This window comes from Enterococcus hermanniensis, assembly GCF_001885945.1.
GTDB classification, from domain to species: Bacteria; Bacillota; Bacilli; order Lactobacillales; family Enterococcaceae; genus Enterococcus_A; species Enterococcus_A hermanniensis.
On record NZ_JXKQ01000006.1, the window covers coordinates 1 to 551 of the forward strand.

The window sequence follows — 551 nt, forward strand, 5'->3', positions numbered from 1 at the left end:
AGCTCAGTTGGTAGAGCATCTGACTTTTAATCAGAGGGTCACTGGTTCGAGCCCAGTACGGCTCATAAGTATATGCGGGTGTGGCGGAATTGGCAGACGCACTAGATTTAGGATCTAGCGCCTAACGGCGTGGGGGTTCAAGTCCCTTCACCCGCATTTCTATTTTTTTGTTTGTTGCCGGCTTAGCTCAGTTGGTAGAGCATCTGATTTGTAATCAGAGGGTCGAGGGTTCAAATCCTTTAGCCGGCATCATGCGGAAATAGCTCAGTGGTAGAGCACCACCTTGCCAAGGTGGGGGTCGCGGGTTCGAACCCCGTTTTCCGCTTTCCTGAAGTCCAGAGGAATAAACGCCGGGGTGGCGGAACTGGCAGACGCACAGGACTTAAAATCCTGCGGTGAGTGATCACCGTACCGGTTCGATTCCGGTCCTCGGCATTAATTAAATAAGCACCCGTAGCTCAATTGGATAGAGTACTTGACTACGAATCAAGGGGTTAGAGGTTCGAGTCCTCTCGGGTGCATAGTTTTTTTTTGTTTTCCGGGAAGTAGCT

At 50.6% G+C, this 551-nt stretch carries 6 tRNA genes; all 6 read left to right on the plus strand.

From position 1 onward, the window contains the following. The 6 genes from RV04_RS07860 to RV04_RS07885 all read left to right on the plus strand — a co-directional run bounded on the left by RV04_RS07860 (position 1) and on the right by RV04_RS07885 (position 521). Positions 1–62, plus strand: a tRNA-Lys gene (locus RV04_RS07860). A 12-nt stretch (positions 63–74) separates the two neighbouring features. Then, a tRNA-Leu gene (locus tag RV04_RS07865) sits at positions 75–156 on the plus strand. Between the two features lie 20 nt (positions 157–176). Next, a tRNA-Thr gene (locus RV04_RS07870) sits at positions 177–249 on the plus strand. A 4-nt stretch (positions 250–253) separates the two neighbouring features. Then, positions 254–325, plus strand: a tRNA-Gly gene (locus tag RV04_RS07875). A gap of 24 nt (positions 326–349) precedes the next feature. Beyond that, positions 350–435 (plus strand) — tRNA-Leu (locus RV04_RS07880). 12 nt (positions 436–447) lie between these two features. Beyond that, positions 448–521 (plus strand) — tRNA-Arg (locus RV04_RS07885). Positions 522–551 lie beyond the last annotated feature (30 nt).